The sequence below is a fragment of the Pedobacter immunditicola genome (genome assembly GCF_037482985.1).
In the GTDB taxonomy this organism is placed as follows: Bacteria; Bacteroidota; Bacteroidia; order Sphingobacteriales; family Sphingobacteriaceae; genus Pedobacter; species Pedobacter immunditicola.
This window is the reverse complement of the sequence record NZ_JBBHKC010000001.1, coordinates 518601-538462: the sequence shown is the minus strand read 5'-3', so window position 1 is coordinate 538462 and position 19862 is coordinate 518601. Positions and strand designations below refer to the sequence as shown.

13 protein-coding genes and 1 tRNA gene are annotated in these 19862 nt (G+C 41.6%); 3 read left to right on the top strand and 11 right to left on the bottom strand.

Annotation, left to right across the window (positions count from 1 at the left end; translation table 11 throughout):
* Nucleotides 1-105 precede the first annotated feature (105 nt).
* The 5 genes from tig to WG905_RS02190 form a co-directional block, all read right to left on the bottom strand.
* Nucleotides 106-1452, bottom strand: a complete 1347-nt coding sequence (gene tig, locus WG905_RS02210) for a trigger factor (RefSeq protein WP_339590057.1) — start codon at nucleotides 1450-1452, stop codon at nucleotides 106-108.
* A 347-nt stretch (nucleotides 1453-1799) separates the two neighbouring features.
* On the bottom strand, nucleotides 1800-3272 hold the full coding sequence (locus WG905_RS02205; protein WP_339590056.1) for a serine hydrolase: 1473 nt from the start codon (nucleotides 3270-3272) through the stop codon (nucleotides 1800-1802).
* Nucleotides 3273-3528: 256 nt separating this feature from the next.
* Nucleotides 3529-3610 (bottom strand) — tRNA-Leu (locus tag WG905_RS02200).
* 163 nt (nucleotides 3611-3773) lie between these two features.
* A complete protein-coding gene (locus WG905_RS02195) occupies nucleotides 3774-4217 on the bottom strand; it encodes a hypothetical protein (protein WP_339590055.1) in 444 nt (147 codons plus the stop codon).
* A 71-nt stretch (nucleotides 4218-4288) separates the two neighbouring features.
* Entirely contained in the window at nucleotides 4289-5119 is an 831-nt protein-coding gene (locus tag WG905_RS02190; protein WP_339590054.1) for an ion transporter, read from the bottom strand.
* Nucleotides 5120-5197: 78 nt separating this feature from the next.
* On the opposite strand from WG905_RS02190, the gene WG905_RS02185 reads away from it, so the two are divergent.
* Together WG905_RS02185 and WG905_RS02180 are read left to right on the top strand one after the other, a co-directional pair.
* Nucleotides 5198-5992, top strand: a complete 795-nt coding sequence (locus WG905_RS02185) for an NIPSNAP family protein (protein ID WP_339590053.1) — start codon at nucleotides 5198-5200, stop codon at nucleotides 5990-5992.
* 69 nt (nucleotides 5993-6061) lie between these two features.
* The gene (locus WG905_RS02180; protein WP_339590052.1) at nucleotides 6062-7918 is read left to right on the top strand and encodes a PAS domain S-box protein; all 1857 of its coding nucleotides are present in this window, start codon (nucleotides 6062-6064) and stop codon (nucleotides 7916-7918) included.
* Nucleotides 7919-7945: 27 nt separating this feature from the next.
* On the opposite strand, the gene ligD is transcribed toward WG905_RS02180, so the two are convergent.
* The 5 genes from ligD to WG905_RS02155 all read right to left on the bottom strand — a co-directional run bounded on the left by ligD (nucleotide 7946) and on the right by WG905_RS02155 (nucleotide 15414).
* Entirely contained in the window at nucleotides 7946-10645 is a 2700-nt protein-coding gene (gene ligD / locus WG905_RS02175; RefSeq protein ID WP_339590051.1) for a DNA ligase D, read from the bottom strand.
* A 49-nt stretch (nucleotides 10646-10694) separates the two neighbouring features.
* On the bottom strand, nucleotides 10695-11957 hold the full coding sequence (locus WG905_RS02170; RefSeq protein WP_339590050.1) for a sialidase family protein: 1263 nt from the start codon (nucleotides 11955-11957) through the stop codon (nucleotides 10695-10697).
* Nucleotides 11958-12062: 105 nt separating this feature from the next.
* Nucleotides 12063-14366 (bottom strand): TonB-dependent receptor domain-containing protein, encoded by a 2304-nt coding sequence (locus WG905_RS02165; protein WP_339590049.1) that lies wholly within the window; start codon nucleotides 14364-14366, stop codon nucleotides 12063-12065.
* Nucleotides 14367-14494: 128 nt separating this feature from the next.
* Nucleotides 14495-14863, bottom strand: coding sequence for a hypothetical protein (locus WG905_RS02160; protein ID WP_339590048.1), 369 nt, complete (start codon nucleotides 14861-14863; stop codon nucleotides 14495-14497).
* 287 nt (nucleotides 14864-15150) lie between these two features.
* A complete protein-coding gene (locus tag WG905_RS02155; protein WP_339590047.1) occupies nucleotides 15151-15414 on the bottom strand; it encodes an acyl carrier protein in 264 nt (87 codons plus the stop codon).
* Nucleotides 15415-15657: 243 nt separating this feature from the next.
* Between WG905_RS02155 and WG905_RS02150 the strand changes: the two genes are divergently transcribed.
* Entirely contained in the window at nucleotides 15658-18462 is a 2805-nt protein-coding gene (locus tag WG905_RS02150; protein WP_339590046.1) for a patatin-like phospholipase domain-containing protein, read from the top strand.
* 9 nt (nucleotides 18463-18471) lie between these two features.
* Here the strand turns inward: WG905_RS02150 and WG905_RS02145 are convergent, their stop codons facing one another.
* Nucleotides 18472-19821, bottom strand: a complete 1350-nt coding sequence (locus tag WG905_RS02145; protein ID WP_339590045.1) for a PhoH family protein — start codon at nucleotides 19819-19821, stop codon at nucleotides 18472-18474.
* Nucleotides 19822-19862 lie beyond the last annotated feature (41 nt).

The following is a 19862-nucleotide window of genomic DNA, read 5'->3' as shown; positions in this document are numbered from 1 at the left end:
CAATTTAATATTGTATTGTAAAATTTATTTAGCTGTGATATAGATAAGGCGGCTTTAAAAAAGCCGCCTTATCTTGTATCTATACCATAAAGTGTAATATAAAAACTACACTAATTTTACAAATTCATTATAAGCTATTTCTTTCTGATCTAAAGTAGCAACAGATTGTATGTATTCAAATACTTTAATCGCTTTTACTTCTTCAAAAATGCGGTTTGCATTGTCTTTTTCCTTCAGGAATGTAGTGGTGTACTGCACAAGCTGATCTTCAGGCATTGCGCTAGGGCTGTACATTCTGAACTGGGCATCTAAACGTTGTTTCGCAGTCTGGAAAACATCTTCATATTTAATCTCGATGTTATTATCTTTAATTAACTTGTTCTCAATTAAAGTCCATTTCAAGTTCTTGGCGAAATCATCATATCCTTCAGCCAATTCCTCATCAGTCAATTTTTCGTTTGTAGCTTTAAGCCATTTACGCAAAAATTCGTCAGGCAATTCAATATTTATGCCTTCAACAAGTTGTGTATACATGTCGTTTTGCAATTTGCGATCTGCATCTTGTTTGAACATGCTTTCCACTTCTTCGGTAATTTTGGCAGTAAATCCAGCCTCGTCGGTAACCACGCCTTCACCAAATATTTTATCAAAGAACTCCTGGTTTAAATCTGACTCTTCTAACCTGTTTACGTTTTTAATGGTAACTTGGAATTTAGAATCAAGATCTTTAACATCCGCTTCATCAATGCTCAATATTTTGGCGATTACCGCCTCATTTTTTCCAAATGCTTTTTGAACATCTAATTCAACTACATCATCCTTTTTTAAACCGATTAAAGATTTCAGAATTCCTTTATCCTGAACTGCATCTAAACGGATTGAATTAGTAGCTGTGATTCCTTCTTCAATAATTGAACCATCCGAAGAAAGTTGTGCTAAATCGGCATAAAGCACGTCATCTTCTGCCGAAACTTCAGGATTTGTCATTTTGCCATAGCTACGGCGAATGTTTTTGATCCTTGAAGCCAGGGTTTCTTCATCAGCTTTAACCACATATTGTGTGAAAGTATCCTTCGCAGAAATGGTTACATCAATAGCCGGTGCTAAGCCTAATTCATAATCAAATTCGAACTCATCAGTACCATCCCATTTAAAATCTCTGCCGTCTTCCATTGCAGGCAACGGTTGACCAAGGATTTCAACTTTGTTATCGGTAAGGTATTTATTTAAGGATTCACTTAACAGATTATTTATTTCTTCAACAAGGATACTTTTACCATGCATTCTTTTGATGTGAGCTGCAGGTACCATTCCTTTACGGAAACCAGGTAAATTAGCTTTTTTGGCCTGGTCTTTAATGGCTTTATCAACCTTTTCAGTATAATCTTCAGGCGTAATTTTAATCTTTACAACTGCGTTTAAGTCGTTAATTTTTTCCTGTGTAATATTCATATTTCTGAATCAATATTTAATTTCTATATAAACAAAAAATCTCGCGAAGGGATTCCCCTCTCCATCCTCAAAGAGGGATTTGAGGGTGCAAAACTATCATTAATTATTGGTTTTGCCACAAAGTTTTTATTAATAGTATCAATATTTTGTTTAATAGGATATCATACACTAACGATTACCAGGGAAGTTTAAACTGAATGTTGCGGTCGCCGAAGATTTTTTTCAGCAATCCGTATTCTTCATCAAGGATCAGAATGATAAATAAAAACTCAAATATCTTAAAAATATTCATGCATTTTAAAACATCAACCGCGCAGCGTTTAGGAATAGCCATGAAAAAGCAGGCATCACTTCTGAGTGGTGTCTTCTAGTTTACGGATCATCTTTTTAGCATTTTCACTTCGGGCATCTAACGCCAGTGCTTGCTTGTAACTTTTTAAGCTTAACTCTTTATTGCCCTTAACCAAATAGGCCTCTCCTAAACTATCAAAGGCATTAGCAGAGGTCGCGAATTCTAGGGCATTCAATTTAAAGATGGCTATTGCATCTTCTATACGTTTTTCCCCCAGCAGATGATAGCCTAACTCATTCAACTGATTCTCTGCAGTCTCAAAATGATAATCCTTAACGTTCATTGCTTTAATGTCCTTGTAAAAGGCAATTGCTTTCTCCCGGCCATCCTTATTTAATTGTTGCAACAGGTCTATATAAAGAGAATTCCAAGGCAACATGCCAGATATAATACCAGCAGTGTTAGGGCCAGATTCATTAGTAACGACTACAATACCTCTGTTATGCTGCGGATAAAAAGAAAACCAGGTCTGTGTTCCAAAGGCACCACCGTGGCCAGAAACTGTTTTAGAGCCATTGTTTTCTTTCACTGTCCAGAAATATCCTTGCGAGGTTGCTGTCACAGCTTCCTGTGATTTCTGGGCCAAAGCACTATTCTTGTCTAACTGGAATGCCATGTACAACATCAAATCAGGCAAAGTGGATTTCAAACCCCCGTCAGCCCCCCAAAGAGAACTCTCCATATGTGGCATAAGCACACCCTTCTCATTGTAACCGTTGGCTAATCTATCCTGCTCCCCTTGCCTCAAACGCATTTTTGTGTTCTTAAGCCCTGCCCTTTTGAAAATGGTTTGTTCTAACAGTTCATCAAAAGATTTCTCATAAATGTTTTCCAGAATATGGGCCAAAAGATTGGGGCTAATATTGGAATAAGAATAAGCACCACCAGGCACTTCCTTGAGTTTAACAAAGTGTAAATCTTTTAAAAACTGCCCTTTGGAATAGTCTTTGGCCAAGTCATGCAACTTAAAAGCCAAACTGTCTCCTGGGTTTTCCCAGATATGATCGTCTATAGGTAATGCACGGGGCAAGGCGCTGGTATGAGTAAGCAAGTGTTTGATTTGGATTGGTTTGCCTTCAAATGCCAGATTTGGATACTCTTCTTTTAAGTACTTTCTTATATCATCTTCCAAGTTCAATCTTCCCTCCAGCACGGCATTGGCTACCAAGGTGCCAGTGAACGTTTTAGAAATGGAGGCTATCTCATAAATGGTGGAGTCTGTGGGCTTGTTGCCCTTTTCTGGATCCAGTTCACCGTAATGGTACATGTTAATTTTTCCGTTATTGAATACTCCAATAGAGGCAGCATGTAACTCTGGGTGGCTCAGGAGCCAGATAGCCTGTTTGTCAATCATCTGCTTAACAGCATCATCTGCGAAAGAAGTCTGTGGAGTTGATGAAGAAGGAGCACTCACCTTACAACCGGTAATAGAGAGCAACAGGAGCAAAAAGCAATAAATAATTTTCATAGTTGAGCGTAATAACATCTAATGAATGTCAAGAAGAGCTAAATTAGCGAGAGGCAATTTAATATTAAAATATATGATATTTTGCTTTTGGCTTACTTTAAACTTCACCCTAAAAATAGAAGTTATTTCGATCATCATCATGAAGTAGCGATTGCTAATACTCGGCATTGATCCTTTGATTCCGAAATTCTCCCGGACTTGCGGGGTTTCACGTTAAACAAAAAAAGCAGCTCTGAAGAGCTGCTTTTGATGCTTGTGCGGATGAAGGGACTCGAACCCCCACGCCGTGAAGCGCCAGATCCTAAGTCTGGTGCGGCTACCAATTACGCCACATCCGCTTTTTTTGTTGTTGTTTAGGACTGCAAATATAGAGATTGTTTTTAAAAGTCAAAATCCTTTTTAAATTATTTTGATATAATTTTAGCCTCCCGAAATGCTAAAGTTTAGTTGACAACCGGCCATTGACTTTCACCTATCTGATAACTAGTCAGATATACCCGATCAGCATAAATCTGAGTGCTGGTTCCACCTCGGAAAAACACCAAAAATATTTTTATAAACTTTTAACAATTTCATTTTTACAGTCCTTGGCCGGTCTTTATTCTTGCCATCCCATGTTACATACCAATGAATATGTAATACTTCGATGTCTTCAATCAGCATCTGTACCGGCCATGAATGCTTACGTTTTGTTTCATCGAAATGTAAGCCGTCCAATAAATTCTCCCTTAAACCATCCTGTATTTTGGTTTCATGCTGCTTGTTCTTCATCACGTCAAGGCCGGTCTTACCAATATAAATGAGCTCAACCTTTCCCTTCTGTAAGGCATAGGCTAAAAAAATGCCGTATTGATCTGCAGGTGCAGTACAGACTTCCTCCAGACTATCCGTTGCCTGAAAAAAGAAATTGCCTTTCATGTTATATTTTTCAAGTTCATCAAACATGGTGTGCTTTCTTAGCGGACGTTCATAAATGGATTTATCTGATCCAATTTAAATATTAATTACAATAAAACCTAAGCTGTATCAGCCTCATTTGTTAAATTCTTGCCACAATTTGAACAATAACTGGCACTCTCCGGATAAACAGAAGCCTTGCAATAAGGGCACTTTTTCCTCGCTTCATCTGTAGCCCTGGCCATTTCGACAGACACAATTCCAGTAGGTACCGCAATAATGCCATAGCCAATTACCATTAATATGCTCGCCAAGAATTGCCCCCAGGGAGTTTGAGGGGAGATATCGCCATAACCCACAGTAGTGATGGTCACAATGGCCCAGTAAATGGAAATCGGTATGCTGGTGAAGCCACTTTTATCCCCTTCAATAATGTACATCAGGGTGCCAACTATTGTTACCAGGGCAACTACACTGGTAATGAAAACCGTGATTTTGTACATGCTTGATTGCAATGCTTTCCGGAGAATATTCCCTTCGTACAGATAGCGGCTCAATTTCAAAATACGAAACACCCGCAACAAACGGAAAGCACGAACGACCACCAGGTAATGTGCACCACCAAATAACAAGCCGATATAGGTAGGTAAAATAGCAATAAGGTCTATTAAGCCATAAAAACTTAATATATAGCGCATGGGCTTTTCACTGCTGTAAACCCTGAGTGTATATTCTATGGTAAATAGAATGGTAAATATCCATTCCGCCACCAATATATAGGGGAAGTATTTGATTCGTAAAGCTGTGATGCTCTCTATAAAAACGGAGGCGATACTTAATAATATGGTGACAAGCAAAATAAGGTCAAATAACCTTCCCTCCTTGGTGTCTGACCCGAATACTATACTGAAAATCCTTTTCCTTAATTGTTCATTTTTCCTTACGCGCATATTTTTATATTACTTTTCAAAAGTAAAGGGATTCCTTATTAAAATAACTATTTTTATTTCCTAATCAACAAACAGAAAATGAAACTTAAAATTACTTCCATTGCCTTTGTGGGCTTTATTCTCATCTTCACCTCTTTTATCGCCAATGCCATGCAGGCCAATGCACCTGCGCGGGAATTTTATCAGTTGATAGTTTACCATATCAAAGATAAAGCCCAGGAAGAGCGTCTTGACAAATACCTTGCTGATGCATACATCCCTGCGGTTCGCCGGCTTGGCATAAAAACAGTCGGTGTATTTAAAACAACCAACATCGATACCGCAGTAGATAAACGGGTTTACGTTTTACTTCCCCATCAGTCTTTACAAGGATTTCAAAACCTGAACCAACGCCTGGAAAAAGACAAAGAATTGGCCACAAAGGGTGCCGAGTATATCAATGCCAGTTTTGACAACGCTCCCTATGTTCGCAAAGAAGCTATCATTATGCAAGCCTTCTCTGCTATGCCAGTCCTGAAAAAGCCGGTTTTTGATGCACCAAAAAATACACGTGTTTATGAGCTCCGCAGTTACGAAAGTGCTACCGAAAAGATTAGCCTCAACAAAATCAACATGTTTAATGATGAGGAGATGGAGATTTTCTTCCGGATTGGTAGTCAGCCAGTATTTTTCGGTGAAGTGTTGGCCGGCAGTCGCATGCCCAATATGATGTATATGACTAGTTATAGCGATAAGGCATCCAGAGACGCCCATTGGAAAACATTTGGCAGCGACCCGGCCTGGAAACGCATGTCCGCACTACCAAAATATAAAAATAACATGGCCAGAATGGATGTCGTATTTTTAACGCCAACCAGTTATTCTGACCTGTAATAACCTGAAACGCTATTATATTTCTCTTATCTTTGGTTATTAAACAAAACAATTTTTTAACTGTATTTAATGAATATCTCTACTGCTTTAAATAATATAATTGCTGTCACTCCCATTCCTCTGGCAATTGTTGATACAAATATGAATTATATCGCTGTATCAGAGCAATGGATTTCATTATTTCAGCTTAAAAATCAGGCAATTATAGGTCTTTCGCACTTAACTGCTTTTCCTGATCTTCAACCACACCAAAAGGTTTTATTGGAAGATTGTTTAAAGGGCAAAAATGAAACCATTGAGAAAAGCAAACATGCAAGAGCTGACGGTTTAGTGTTGTGGCTAAAATGGGAAATCAGAAATTGGGTTTCCGATGACGGGTGTATTGGCGGCTTATTGTTATACTGTGAAGACATTAGCAGTAGTTGTAAAGACCAACAACTAAAAGAGCACCTTTTTCAAAGTGAAACCCAGTTTAACCAGGCTTTTGACCACTCGCTGATTGGCATGTCCATTATCAGCCCGGAAGGACACTGGAAAAGAATTAATCAAAGTTTAACTCAAATGTTAGGCTATACCGAAGAGGAACTAATAGGGCGTCATGTAAAGGAGATTACCCACACGGATGATATTGCCGACAATAATAACTCTCTGAAGGCACTTGCTGTAGGGAATGTCGACAAAATTAGAGTAGAAAAGCGGTATATCCATAAAAATGGTTCTGTAATATGGGTAGTTGTTGCCGCTACCATGCTCAATGATAGTGAAGGCAATCCCCTGCATTTCATCTCTCAAATTGAAGATATTACGCAAAGAAAGGAAGATCAGGAAAAACTGATCCGCAGCGAGAAGAAATACCGCAGCATCTTTGAAAATGTTCAGGAAGTTTTTTATCAACTTGATGAACAGGGTTCGATCACCGAAATCAGTCCTTTAATAGAAAAATATTCCGGCTATTCCAGGAGTTCGCTCCTCAACAGGCCTGCGAGCGACTTTTATGCGTATCCGGAAGACCGGGATAAGATTTTGAGTTCATTACACGAACATGGCGTAGTGAGCGACTTTGAAGTGCGCTTAAGAACAAAAGAGGAGAAAGTAGTTTATGTTTCTGTAAATGCCCGGGTAGTGATGGAAGATGGGATTTTCAAAGGCATTGAGGGCAGCATGAGGGATATTACCATCAGAAAACTTCAGGAAGACGCCTTAAAAGCACTCAACTTGGAATTAACGGTTTCCAATGAATTAAAAAACGAACTGCTTTCCATTATCGGCCATGATTTAAGAAATCCCATCTCGGGAAGTCTGCAACTGCTGAACCTTACCTTAATGGATTTTAAATCCAATACTGCTGAAGAACTGCACATGTACCTTCTGCAAATGAAGCTTGAACTGTCAAATGCCAATAACCTGCTTGAAGATCTTTTAGCCTGGGCAAAAATCCAGTTTAAATCGATCAACATGAATCCGGTCGACATTACCGATGTTGCTAGCCATGTCCAAAAGGCGATTTTGACCATCCAGCCCCTGGCAGAAAAAAAGAATATTGATGTCAGTCTGGAGATAGACGAGGCACTGAACTTATATGCCGATGCGGGAATGCTGGATGCCATCATCAGGAACCTGCTGACCAATGCTATAAAATTTACAAAAGACGGCGGTCGTGTGCTAATAAAAGCCTCAAATGAAGAAAAAGGGGTTAAATTCTCTGTAACCGACAATGGCGTTGGCATGTCAAAAGAACAAATGAACAAGCTGTTCGATAGAAACCAAAATTACACCACCTATGGTACATCAGGAGAAAAAGGTACAGGTTTAGGCTTTAATTTATGCCATGACTTCGCCCTTAAACATGGTGGTGATTTATGGGTAGAAAGTACACCCGGTCTTGGCAGTACTTTCCACTTCACTATTCCCCTACAAAAGCCTTAAAGCCATAAAAATACTAATTTCTCAAAGCTAGCCAAAAATAGATTTGGCCTTACTGATGGCCGCTTCCAAATCAATTCCCGGACCTATAGCGCCCTTAAAAAGATCACCCTCCACCTTCAGTCGGTCCATCGCATTGAATATGGTGAAATCTGTCATCTTTAAACCTGGCTTCACCTCTTCCCAATGCAAGGGCATGGAAACTGTTGCGCCTACTTTAGGCCTTAAAGAATAGGGGCCTGCAATGGTGGCACCAGGACGGTTTTGCAGAAAATCCAGGTACATTTTCCCCTTCCTGTTGGCAATCATTCTTTCGAGGCTGGTGTAGTCAGGAATGTTTTTATGCACGATATTTACGATGATCCTTGCAAACAGCTGCGACTGGTCGTAAGTGTATTTTGCAGCAAGGGGAATGTAAATGTGTATGCCCGTAGATCCCGAAGTTTTACAGTAACAGGGTACTTCAATGGCATCCAGCACCTTTTTCACTTCCTGTGCCGCTTCAATCACCTGATCAAAAGTGTTTTTATCAGGATCCAGGTCAATTACACAATAATCGGGGTTATCAGGAGATTGCACCCTGCTGAACCAGGGGTTCATTTCAATGCAGCCCAGCGAGGCCATCCACAATAAAGTCGCCTCATCATCACCTACCAGGTATTCCTTTTCTTCACCATCGCTGGTGGTATAAGGAAAAGTTTTGGCCCAGTCAGGCGCTTTATCCTTCACATCCTTCTGGTAAAAACTTGACCCATGGATACCACCCGGAAAGCGGTTTAAAGACATAGGCCTGTCTTTGAGATAGGGCAAAATAAAATCTGCTACCTGGTAGTAAAAATTAAACATATCACGTTTAGTCACCTTATCTTCAGGCCAGTAAACCTTACTAAGGTTGGTAAATTTCAGCTCATGGCCACACACTTTGCGCACCTGCGTTTCATCTTTTGGATTCAGCAACGTTTTACGTTGGGCAGCTTTAGGTGGTTTAATGACTTCTTCATGGTGTTCTTCCGCTACTATTTCTGCAGTAGGTTCAGGTGTCTCCCGCGTAACTTCCTTCGCATTCTTATCCTCGCGCATTCCCTGGAAAGAAGGATGGCGGAATACCCCATCGCTGGTTACTTCGCTGAATGCCACCTCACAAACCAACTCCGGCTTTAGCCAGGTGGCTTTTGCCTTTGGCGGATTAGGTCTGAAACGGGAAGCTTTGTTCACATCAGGCTCCGTTTCAAAAGGACTTTTATCAGTAATTAAAGGCTCAAATTGCGCCATCATCTCTTTCTGTACTTTAACAGAAAAGCCTGTTCCTACTTTACCCACATAAGTAAATGCACCCTGATCATACACACCTAACAACAGAGAACTAAATTGTTTCACCGTATCCTCATTTTTAGTAAAACCACCGATGATTACTTCCTGTCTTTTACTCACTTTAATCTTCAACCATTCTTTTGAACGGTTGTTTGGCGAATAGGTACTGCTGCATTTCTTGGCTATGATCCCTTCAAGGCCCATTCTTTCTGCTGCACGGAAGAAGTCCATTCCATTGGCTTTGAACACTTTGCTTAGCCGTAAGCGGTCATCATCTGTTGGCAGGATATCTTTCAGGATAGCCTGCCTTTCATTAAGCGATAAATCCATCAGGTTCTTTCCCTCATACCACAGCAAGTCAAACACATAAAACACCAGTTCACCGTCTGCTTCACTACGCCAATTTTGAAGGTCACTAAAATTAGACCTGCCTTTTTCATCAAGCACTAAAATTTCACCATCAAAAACAGCATTCATTTTCAGCTCAGACATTGCCTGGTGTATGGGGTAGAATTTCTCATCGAAAGACTTATTGTTGCGGGAGAGCAGTTCCACAGTTCCTTTATTGAGGAGGGCCAATGCACGGTAACCATCCCATTTCACCTCATATTGCCAGTCAGGATCATCAAAAGGAGCATCAACCAGGGTGGCCAGCATGGGTTTCAAAGTTTTGGGAAAGGCTGATTTTGGTGCTTTTTTCAATAAGGATTTCGCATCGGCCGTCTCATTTTCAGGTTCCTTTGCCTGTTCGACTTCTTCTGCCGGTTCGGCAATTTTAACAGGAGCCGCTTTTTTGGTCTTTTTTATGGTCTGTTCTCCCCCCTCCTTCCAGACCTTCTCGCTGGTTTTTTCAACCATTTCAATCGTCTTACCCGAAAGGACAGATTTGTCTTTTTTGGTGATATCCTTTGCCGAAGCATATTCATCTTTATGCTTGATTAATAGCCAGCCATTCTCTCCCATGCCATGTGTTTTCACCAGGGCAAACTCACCCTGTAACTTCTCGCCATATAATCTAATCTTTAAAGAACCTGATTTTAGCTGCTCCAGTAAATGCTTTTCCTGTGCTTTCTTTCCCTTAATTTCTTCGATCGGCTCATAGGTGCCTTCATCCCAGACGATCACCGTACCACCACCATATTCCCCTTTAGGGATAATTCCTTCAAAATTCCTGTAGTCAAAAGGATGGTCTTCCACCATCATGGCCAGCCGTTTTACTTTAGGATCCAGTGATGGTCCCTTTGGCACTGCCCAGCTTTTCAAAACACCTTCCATTTCCAGCCGGAAATCATAATGAAGACGTGATGCATCGTGTTTCTGTATCACGAACATCAGCTTACCTTTGTCTTTACTTTTTCCAGCTTTAGGCTCCGCGGTCTTTGTGAAATCCCGCTTGGCAACATATTTCTCCAGGCTCATGGTTCAAGTTTTTAACATAAACAATGTAGCCTGTTTAAAAGTTTGCCAGCTATCTATAATCCGGCACCCGCAGTCTGGTGTAAAATATATTGGACTTCCCATGCTCCTCCCTGCTCCATGCAATGATCATATCATCTTTAACAAGGCTTAACACTGCATGATGATCGATATGCTGCCCCTCGCTGATGGTGATTCTTTTTTGTTCCCGACCATCTTTCAATATAGTCAGTACAATCTTCGACAGCCCCGCAGGTTGGTGACTTCCAGCCATTGCATGGCCATGCTCATTCTCCTCAAATACAATAGCTATTCGACCATCTGGCAAGGCCAACATTTGCGGATGCCGGCCAGTATTGCTGAGTAAAGTCCGTTTTTCAAAGTCCGATCCTATTGCCGCTTTGGTAAAATACACCCCTGGCGTTCCCCCAGCAGTAAACCATACCCCATTCACGGTCTGCCCGGTCACAGCGAGCGAAGGACCGGAATGCGGGCAACCCTCAATTTGCCAGTGGTCTTCACTCAGGGTTTGAGGTGACGAAAAGCTTGCTCCGTTATCATTCGAGTAGATATAAGCCATATCGCGAACTTGTTTCCCTGCAAGGGTTGAAGGGAACATAATACTCCGGTAGGCAATGTGGATATTTCCATGAGCATCCTGCAGCAGATTTGTTCTGCAGCATTCACAAGTGCCTTTTTCCAGGCAACGCTCCCCGGTAAAACCATTGCCTTTTTCCGTACGGGCTAAATAAAGCGCTGATCCTTTCTGCGTTTTACCAAAGCGGCCATCTAACCATACCGCGGCTATTTCACCGTCTTTCAATGTGCTGAGGTCGAAAAAACTGCGTCCGTAACGATGGGCAGTATCGCTGTGAAGAAACTGATTACCTGTCCAGTTCTTCCCGCCATCACTGGAAAACGTATAATATATGGCCCCTGCATAAGGATTCTTTTCCTGCAAAAAGCGTTTCCCAAACAGGGCCATTACAGTTCCATCACTTTTAAAAGCCACTTTACCGGCACTTTCTGCTACGGCAGTCATCCCTGCCGAACCGGGTACAGTAACAGCGGCAGCAAAAGAATCAGCCGCGACATCAAAAATGGCATATTTCAACCTGTAAAGGGAATCGATCTGATCCTTCTCTGTCCAGCACAATACGGCATTACGGTGATGATCCTGTGTAAAATAAACACCGGATGTTTCTTGAGGGGTCAGGCTTAGGGGCTGCGCCACAATTTCATGTTGTTTTTCTTTACATGACTGAACCATTAACAAGGTCAAAAACAGGTATAAGAGGAGAAAGCTGTGTTTCATGAGTTAATATGATTTTCATTCGTTAGGGAGCTCATCAAAAGCTTGTTCATTACTGTTTGTGAGCTCCCAACTCCTGATGGTTTCGTTTTTAGAATTAATTAAATTTTAGAACAAGTATTTCAGACTGAGTCCGCCATAACCATTTCTTTTTGGCGATGGATTAAAATAAGCTGGCGCATTGCCACCAAAACCCGCTGCATTTAACGATACAATAGAACTATAGCTTTGATTCAATAGGTTATCCATACCACCATACAGGTTAATTTCGATTTGTTTAGCTATCTTTCTTTTATAACCGATCTTGGCATTCAATACCTCGTAGGAAGGATGATAAGCCGAATTGGCATCATTCATTGGCAAGTCATCGCTATAGAAATAGCTTCCATAAAAATAAAGGCCGTTTCTCATCTCCAGATCAATTCCTGCTGTCCAGACCCATGGCGCTATTCCAGTGAGCGCATGACCATCATAATTGGCAGTCACCTCGTTTTGGGCATTCATCACCTTATAATCCTTAAAAGAGAAATCTGAATAAGTCAAGGTGGCAAAAGGACGCAGCAATGTCACCGGCTTCCCGTCGTCGGACTTGACGAAGTGATAAGACAAAGCCATTTCAAGGCCATTGTGACTGGTTCTACCCGCGTTGTTATAGATCGTGATCCCTTGCTGGATGGACTGGGCAATTAATTCTCCTTCCATATCCATTTTAAACACCGCCACATCATAAGCAAGGCGAGATTTAAACAAGTTTCCTTTCGCATTAATTTCATAATTCCATGCCTTTTCAGCCTGCAAAACAGGATTGATAGAGCCATCTACATTTTTAATTTCCGAGCTGGAGGGAGGTGAAAAACCCGAACTCACACTGGCATGCAGGCTCAACGCTTCACCAAAAGTATGACTTAAGGCAATCCGGGGAGAAGCCTGTGGATCGAACTTTTTGATTCCGCTTTGATTCGGTTTCAGGTAATCATGAACGTCGTATTTTAAATTGTTATAACTGATACCCAGGGTGAGCAACGTATGCTTGCCTAGCGCAGTTTCTGATTGATAAAATAAGGAATATTGTGTATTCTGATAGTCGATATTAGCGTTGATTGCGCCTTCTACCCCCTGGTTATTCACATACTGCGTACCTTTGGTTAGCCCTTGGTTAAATTCGGCACCCGCCATAAAACGTGTTGGCAACACGTTAAAGCCGGGGTCGAAAGAAAAACGTGTCCTTCCACCATAACTTTGATAGGTATTGCGCAGGTAAGCATAAGGCAGCGGATGATCAAGGTCGTAGAAATAGGTGAAAACACTGGTATGGTTAGAAAACTGGTCATTGAACAAATATTGCTGACCTAAACCAATGCGGGTCCAGTTCTGGTACCTCGCTGCAGCCTTGTCCAAATTTGTCGCATTGGCTTGTAAGGGATCAGCATCTACCTGGGCCTGTGTCAGCGATCCAGGTATCTGTGAATGTTGAGTGGTGCGGTTCAATAATAGCGTGATGATGCGCTTATTGCTCGGGAAAAGTTGAAAGTTACCGGTCATAAACCTGCGCATATCGCTGCTATGCTGCCGGTAACCTGCATACTCCTGCCATCCATAGGAAACATAGCTGTTCAGTTGATCACCACCATTGCGGTAGGTAGCCGCCAAACGATGTAAGCCATAAGCACCCGCCAATGCGGCTACTTCCATGCTCTGTTCCTGGTATGGCGAGCGTTGTAACTGGAAATTAATGACACCTCCTGTTCCTGCACCATAAATGCTGGACGCAGGACCTTTGATCACCTCCGCGCGACCGATGCTGTTGATATCGAGGGCTTCAATACGCGTGGTCCCATCGGCCTCGGTTACCGGAATTTCATTGACATACACCTTTACGTTCCGGATGCCGAAGGAGGCCCGCACCCCGTTACCCCTAATGGATATCCGCGCTTCAGAAAGCGTACTCTGGTCCATTCTTACCCCCGGAATGGCATTCAATGCGGGTTGCAGGGAAATGCCCGTGCCTCTGGAAATATCTCTCGAAGTAATCAGGGCAATCCCACCGGCTGTTTCCTTATTTGTTTTATTGCCGTTGTATCCTGCTACCCGAACCTCATTCAGGCTCAGGCCATCTGCATCCAGCTGAATATTGAGCACCGTTACCGCCGGATCAAGCGTAACGATCTGCGTTTTAAAACCTGGCATCAACGCTTTTATTTGTTGATCTGCCAGCGGATGGGGGATTTGGAAATAACCTTTTGCATCAGATTTTGCCAGCAATAGGTCAGCCAGCGTTTTAATCAAAACCTCTGCCAGGGGCTGTCGGGTTTGAGAGTCATATATATGGCCCCTAAGGAGCGGAGTCTGTGCTTTACCATGAAAAAAAAGCAAAGCAAAGACTGTCGTTAATACGAAGTATTTGTATCTCATTATGAAATTAGTAGATGCAGGCAGCCATTCAAGGAATTAACTGCCCCTAAAACTTATTACCCTGTCTGTTGATTCTTAATTAGAAACAACGAGGGGGTATCAATCAATAAAATTCATGAATAGAATATTTATCCCTGGGGTGGGTGAAAGATGGTTGCTGCATGCTTGGGAAGGGCAAAAGGAAGTTCAACGGACAATTTTTGCTGGACGATTACCGGCGGGAAATGGAGCACCGTACGCTCAGTCAGAAAAGCTTCCTGCAGCTGTGTTTTCTTGGCTAGCCTTTCCTGCTTTTTTTCCTTTTCAGCTTCTTGCTTAAGTTTTTTTGATAAATAACATTTACCTGCACATTGCATCACCGGCTTATCGCGGTTTACACAAAGCACTGTAGCAATGTAATTCCTGTTGAACTCGAATCCTGCATAAACGAAGAACCTGCTGAAATTAGCAGATAAGATTGTACATACCAACATAAGGGCTGTAAGTCTTCGAAGCATAGACGCAAAGGTAAAGCATAATTTGGATAATTAACTATAAGAATAGTATCTTACAGCAACCAAATTAGGATAGGAAACTTAGGATATGAAAAACCCAAATTATATTGACGCTTTGTTCATCTTGATCAGTTGCCTGATTTTTGTTATACTCAATTTTTTTGGTGTCCTGGCGGAGGTTTCCAAATTCTCTTATCTCATATTAGTTATCGGTTATTACCTAGGCAAAGCAGTAGTTTACTATAGAAATAAGGCGAAAGTTAAAATCTAAGAATCCTCATAAAAGTCGTTTAATCAAAAATCGCAGATCTTGATTTTTTACCCTGGATACAGGTAACCATTTCTCCTACATTCTTCCATCCCTGGATCTCTTTAGCCGTAAACCTGATTTTAAACAACTTCTCGATAGCCACCACCAGCTGAATATGATTTAAAGAATTCCAATCTTCCACCTCATTCGCAGTGGTTTCATCACTAAGAATGATGCCTTCATCAGCAAATACGTCCTGGAACACTATATTAACATGCTTCAAAATAAGGTTTCTCTCTATCATATGATTATATTTTTATATGAAAGTTTTTCTTGAATAAATATATAATAAATCTAAAAACTAATTGTGTGCAATCGCACTAACAATTTAATTTCGGAAACTTATCTAACCAACTCCTTAGTTATCTGGCAGATCCCTTTGTATACCACAATAAATTATAGGTATAAGTTATAAAGTGTATAAAGAAACCTGTGTATTTTTCAGTAAATTCATAATGTCATTTCTCCTTTTCAAGCTTATCTTCTTATGAATGTCTTAAAACCAATATTTTACCTGGTATTGATAGGGCTGCTCGTAACTGGGAGCATGACCACAAAAAACAATTTCCTCCTCAAAACCAGTCATGCACCTTTAGGTATTGTTTCCCTTGAATTAAGTACTTCGACACTCCGGCAACAAAAGATTCTTAAAGAATGGGACAGTGTTTATATCAATCAACAAATATATAGCCGTGATACCGTTATTACAGAAAAGCTGACTGGATTAGATACAGCTATTAAACAAACTAAGGCTGATTACAGTTTTATTTTGTTTTATGTCCTTTTCCTCTCCCTATTGTTTTTTAAGTACAGAAAACACCTGGCTGCAGCACATCAGCTGGTCAGCAGTAACTATTGGCTTTTGTTGTCTGTTATCGTATTTGTGGCAGGCATCCTGGACCTATTCGAAAACGGCCAGATCTTAAAGGTATTATACCGCTATAACACAGATAAGGGGGCGACTGGAGGTAAGGCCATATGGATATTTTTACCTGCTTTACTGAAATTCCTATTGCTGCTATCGGCGCTGATTTATTTCTTAATTAAAATAAAAGCCACCCGGTTGATCAGTGTATGGCTACAAAAATTATCCTTGCTATTAAAGGGCTTTGTTTATTACGGATGGAAATTCCGCATCGTACTCACCGGCTTGCTGACCTTGTTTCTTTTAATGGCTTTTACTGAACAGGGAAAGGATTTGCTGGTCACCATTAACACCTCTGACTGGGGTATATTTTGGTTTTTTACGGCCACTACTGTTTTGGCGCTGCTCAATTGGTATCTACCTAAAATTTATGATAACCTCAGTGAGATTGACCTCACCACCGTACCGCGCAAAAGCCTGAAGTTTGCTGACAACGACCGTGATAAATTAGATCTCGCCAGGTTTTTAGGCTTATTAACATTTCTTATCCCTGCAGTCGGTGTGCTCATCACTATGCAGGCGTACCATATCAGCTACCTTGCTGCTGATATTTCTCCACTGGTCATATTGATCATTACCTGTATACTATACCTGAGTGCCCTGCGATACAATTGGCTGGACCAGATTTATAAACCAAAAGGAAATTTCAATGCTGGCAGGTATATCATCACCATGGTACTGGTTTTTGGCGCCATCATTTACTGGGGCACCTCACAGGAAACCCGTGAACCCTATTATTTGGCCTACCTCTCCCTGGGTTTTTTCCTGCTATCTTTCGCTTTTGTGGTCACCGTCAGCTACCGTACCTGCATCACTGTCGTCAGAAAAATCCCTATTGCTCCATTTATCATTACAGCAGGTATCCTGGTCGCACTGGTCTTTGTGGCCTTTAATTTTGAGAATATTGTATTCTATTTAACCCGGTATGACCGTTTTTACACGCTGCCCATCGTTATTGCAGCATTGATTGCCTATACGCTATTCTTTTCGTTCCTGCTTATTATCGGCTACAAAACAAAAATCCAGTTCATTACCCTGTTTCTCCTCCTGGTGATCTACAGATCAGCGACCAGCAACAATGATTTCCACAAAGTCCAACTCGTACCCAAACCAACAGGTCAGTATAAAAAATTAGATCTGAAAAGTTATACACACCAATGGTTACAAAGCCGCAGGACTGAAATCGCTGCTTTCAATAAAGCACACGACACTGTTGCTTATCCTGTTTTCTTCGTCAATGCTTACGGCGGTGGAATTAAAGCTGCAGCCTGGACAACCATGGTGATCGGCAGGTTGGATCAGCTGCTGCAGGAAAATCAGGGTCATCCCGCATTGCCAAACAATTTCCAACATTATGCTTTTTCTTATTCCGGTGTTTCCGGCGGGGCTGTCGGCCTGTCGCTTCTCGCTGCTGCAAGAATTTCAGATGAAAGCTACCCTACAATCGATACCCTCTTTTACCCTGTCAACTCGCTGCAAATCTACCATCATGATTACCTCACTGCTAACCTGGCAGCACTCTTCGGCAGGGATGCTTTCATGGCCCTAATCGGCCAGCACTGGTATCCTGACCGGGCTCGTTTACAGGAAAAGAATTGGGAATTTCACACCCTAAAATATGGGCTCCACTATGCTACCCTGCTTGGCAATGGCTGGCAGCCACCACAAAAGAATATCCCTTTATTCTTTTCCAACACCTATGACATCAAGACAGGTTTCAAAGGAATACTGGCACCGGTGCGCTTAAGCGAAGACGATTTCCCCGGCTCAATTTTGCTCCAGGAGCTGATCGACGAAAATCAAGACCTGTACCTCAGCACCGCAGCTTTTGTAAGTGCCCGCTTTCCTTATGTGAGTCCGACGGCCAAATTTGATGAACAGCATCATTTTACAGATGGCGGTACGCTGGAAAACTCGGGTGCAGAGACTTCCTTACAGGTATTAACTGTATTTAAGTATGTCTTGGACTCCCTGCAGCTGCATGATGCCACTTACCGGGACCTGAAGATTAGGATAAACATTCTTTCCCTGCCAAACAGTGTACCGGTGATGGACTCCTTAGAAAGGGTTAAAAATTTATATGAACCCCTGGCCCCTGCCCTGGGTATTTTGAACAGTACGAATGGAAACACGATAAAGGCCGAAACCATTATCCGTTTACGGGCAGAAGAAAATAACTGGAACTACTATTCAGTGAACCCCCGGGTTTTAAAAATTAAAACCGATAATGTATGGCCGGTATTGCCATTGGGCTGGCAAATTTCAGACTATGCCCTGGAGCAAATGGTACTCAGTGTAACCGGGCCCAATTCAGGCCTTCAGCCAATTTTGCAACAGTTCCCCAGGTTTGCACCAAAGAAAGAATGAAGCCATTAGCTATAACAAGTCGTTTGCTAAATTCGCCAAAGCACTGCGTTCGCCTTTATCCAAAGTAATGTGTGCATACAAAGGATGTTTTTTCGCGCTTTCAATTAAATAAGTCAATCCATTACTCTCTGCATCGAGGTAGGGTGCATCGATCTGGTAAATATCCCCTGTAAATATGATTTTGGTATCCTCTCCGGCACGGGAAATGATGGTCTTTACCTCATGCGGGGTTAAATTCTGTGCCTCGTCAATGATAAAGAATATCTTGGTGAGCGTTCTGCCCCTGATAAATGCCAATGGGGTAATCACAATTTTTTCTGTGGTTACAAATGCATCTATCTGACTTTGCACCTTAGGATCATCATTATATTGCTCTTTGATATACCTTAAGCTATCCCAGATGGGCGCCATATAGGGGTCAATTTTCGACTTTGCATCGCCGGGTAAAAAACCAATATCCTTATTACTCAGTGGGATAATAGGCCTGGTGACATAGATTTGCCGGTAAGCTTTACGTTGCTCCAGTGCGCTGGCAATGGCAATCAGCGTTTTCCCTGTACCCGCCATCCCTTGAATGGTCACCAGTTTAATATCCGGATTAAGCAAGGCATGCATGGCCATGGCCTGTTCCTCATTTTTAGGCGAAATCTTAAACAAGGTAGGGCTCTGAATTTTAAAAAGCTTATTAGCCAGGAAGTCAAAATAAGTGATGGCTGACTTTCTTTTCCCTTTGAGGGTATAATAATGATTACCGGCATTAAAAGGCAAATCAAAATTACCTGCTTCAACGCTGCCCGATGCTTTTAATTCTTCAAATAGCGCGTCAGGCAATTTCCGCAGGGTAGTTTTACCCGTATAGAGCTCCTCCACATTTTTGATCTTTCCGGTTTCATAATCTTCAGCATACAGATCCAGGGATTTGGCTTTCAACCGCAGACAAATGTCTTTTGATACCAACACCACCTTTTTCTTCGGAAATTCATGCTTAAGACCTAGAGCTGCATTTAAAATGCGGTGATCAAATTTACCTTTACCAAAAACCGCTTCCGCATTAACTTCCCCACCGGGAAAATCCATCACGACCTTAAATCTTCCTCCTTTGCCCCCTTTTATAGGAATCCAGGTATTCATGATCTTGTCGCCCGAAGCCTGGTCCATCAACCGGATAAAACTTCGTGCCTCCGCATTCCTGGTTTCATTTCCAGTTTTCATCTCATCCAGCTCCTCAAGTACCTGGATGGGGATAGCCACATCATGTTCCTGGAAGTTATTAAATGCATTATGATCATAAAGGATAACGGAAGTATCCAGCACAAATATCTTTTTTTGATCGGATGTAGGTCTGCGGGCTTTACTCATGATTTTAAAATTAGGAATTTTGTTAAAGAATATGAGATTTA